This window comes from Streptomyces sp. NPDC056948 (assembly GCF_042674225.1).
Lineage (GTDB): Bacteria > Actinomycetota > Actinomycetes > Streptomycetales > Streptomycetaceae > Streptomyces > Streptomyces purpurascens.
The window spans coordinates 1-2,389 of record NZ_JBHUQX010000725.1 but is presented as its reverse complement, the minus strand read 5'-3'; the positions used below and the strand labels follow the sequence as shown (position 1 = coordinate 2,389).

General features: G+C 69.9%; 1 protein-coding gene. It reads left to right on the top strand.

Features of this window, described 5'->3' with window-relative positions; all coding sequences use genetic code 11:
• The coding region (locus tag ACFTZL_RS44010; protein ID WP_382596004.1) for a S8 family serine peptidase at positions 1 to 2,257 on the top strand (2,257 nt) is incomplete at its 5' end.
• Positions 2,258 to 2,389 lie beyond the last annotated feature (132 nt).

Sequence of the window (2,389 nt, the reverse complement as noted above, 5' to 3'; positions counted from 1 at the left end):
CAACGAGGGCGATGGCGAACAGACCATCGGCTCCCCGGGCAGCGCCGCCGCGGCCCTGACCGTCGGCGCGGTCGACGACAAGGACGTGCTGGCCGACTTCTCCAGCCGCGGCCCCGGCATGGACGGCGCCCTCAAGCCCGACGTGACCGCGCCCGGCGTGGACATCACCGCGGCCGCGGCCCCGGGCAGCCAGATAGCCCAGGAGGTCGGCGAGAACCCGGCCGGCTATCTGACGATCTCGGGTACGTCGATGGCCACCCCGCATGTCGCGGGCGCGGCGGCGATCCTCAAGCAGCAGCACCCGTCGTGGAAGTACGCCGAGCTGAAGGGCGCCCTCACCGGCTCCACCAAGGGCGGCAAGTACACCCCGTTCCAGCAGGGTTCGGGCCGCATCCAGGTCGACCAGGCCATCAAGCAGTCCGTGACAGCCGAGCCGGGCTCGGTGAGCTTCGGCGTCCAGCAGTGGCCGCACACCGACGACAAGCCGGTCACCAAGGAGCTGACGTACCGCAACCTCGGTACGAAGGACGTCACGCTGAAGCTGGCGTCGACCGCCACCGACCCGAAGGGCGCGGCCGCCCCGGCCGGCTTCTTCAAGCTCGGCGCCACCTCGGTGACGGTCCCGGCCGGCGGCAAGGCCTCCGTCCCGTTCACCGTCAACACCAAGCTGGGCGGCACGGTCGACGGCGCGTACTCGTCGTACGTGACGGCGACGGGCGGCGGCCAGACCGTCCGCACGGCCGCCGCGGTGCAGCGCGAGGTCGAGTCGTACGACGTCACGCTGAAGTTCCTCGACCGTGACGGCAAGGCCGCCAAGAACTACAACGCCGACCTGGCCGGCGTCTCCGGCCTGGGCAACGGCAAGTTCTTCACGCCGTACGACGCGGACGGCACCGTCACCGCCCGTGTGCCCAAGGGCGGCTACATCCTCAACACGAGCATCTACGCGGGCGACGACCCGGAGAACTTCGAGGGCGCCGACTGGCTGGCCCAGCCCAAGCTGAACGTCGCCAAGAGCACGACGATCACGCTGGACGCCCGCAAGGCCAAGCCGGTGAACATCACGGTGCCGGACGCCGCCGCCAAGTCGGAGTTCGCCTCGGCCGACTACACGGTGGAGGCGGGGGACTCCAGCTTCGGCTTCGGCTGGTGGCTGGACTCGTACGCCGACCTCCGCACCGCGCACGTGGGCCCGCAGATCACCGACGGTTCGGTGACCCAGCAGTGGGACGCTCACTGGAGCAAGGGCGACAAGGAGCAGTACGACGTCACCGGCGGCGGTCCGGTCAAGCAGCTCGCCACCGGCTACACCAAGCACTACAAGGCGAGCGACCTCGCCACGGTGAAGGCGGGCCTCGGTGCCGCGGCGAGCGGCAAGAAGGGCTCGATCAGCGCCGTGGGCTGGCTGCCGTGGAGCAGCGGAGCCTCCTCGATCGGCTTCGAGCAGACCCTGCCGGGCACGCGGACGCTGCACCTGTCCACCCTGGGCGGCGTGAAGTGGGACTTCGACTTCGCCCAGCACGGCGGTGTCGACGCCGACGGCTTCCCGGTCTTCGAGGCCGGCTACTCGCTGGGCGACCAGAAGTTCACCGGCGGCAAGAGCTACTCGAAGACGTTCAACACCGCCGTCTTCGGGCCGCGCCTCAACACCGACTTCGGTCTGTTCCGTGAGGGCAACCAGATCCACGGTTCCGTGCCGCTGTTCGCCGACGGCAAGGGCAACCCGGGCTCCTCGGTGTTCACCTCGGCGAACACGACCCTGTACCGCAACGGCACCAAGGTCGGCAGCAACGACGACCCGCTGTCCGGCGGCGAGGCGTTCAAGGTCCCGGCCGGTGACGCCGAGTACAAGCTGACGACATCGGTCAAGCGCAGCGTCAAGGTCGCGGCGGCCTCCACCCGCATCGACGCGAGCTGGACGTTCCGCTCGAAGAAGACCACGGACCTCAAGCAGCTGCCCGCCTCCACGGCCCGCTTCAACGCGGCCACGGGTCTGGACAGCAAGGTCCCGGCCGGCAAGACGGTCAGCATCCCGGTCACCGTCGAGGGCGCGGCCAAGGGCAGCAACCTGAAGTCGCTGTCGGTCTACGTGTCGTACGACTACGGCAAGACCTGGAAGAAGCTCACCGTCAAGGACGGCAAGGTCAGCGTCAAGAACCCGGAGAAGGGGAAGGCCATCTCCTTCCACGCCAAGATCGCCGACAAGAAGGGCAACAAGTCGACGATCTCGATCTACAACGCGTACTACGGCAAGTGAGTACCCGTTAGCGGGCGGCCGGGCCCGCGGGAGCCACCGCGTACCGCCGGGCGGTAGGCGGGGTAAGGGCCGGGGGGGGGGCCCCCCCGCCCCCCCCCCGGGGGCCGCCCCGCCCCCCCGCCCCCGCACGCG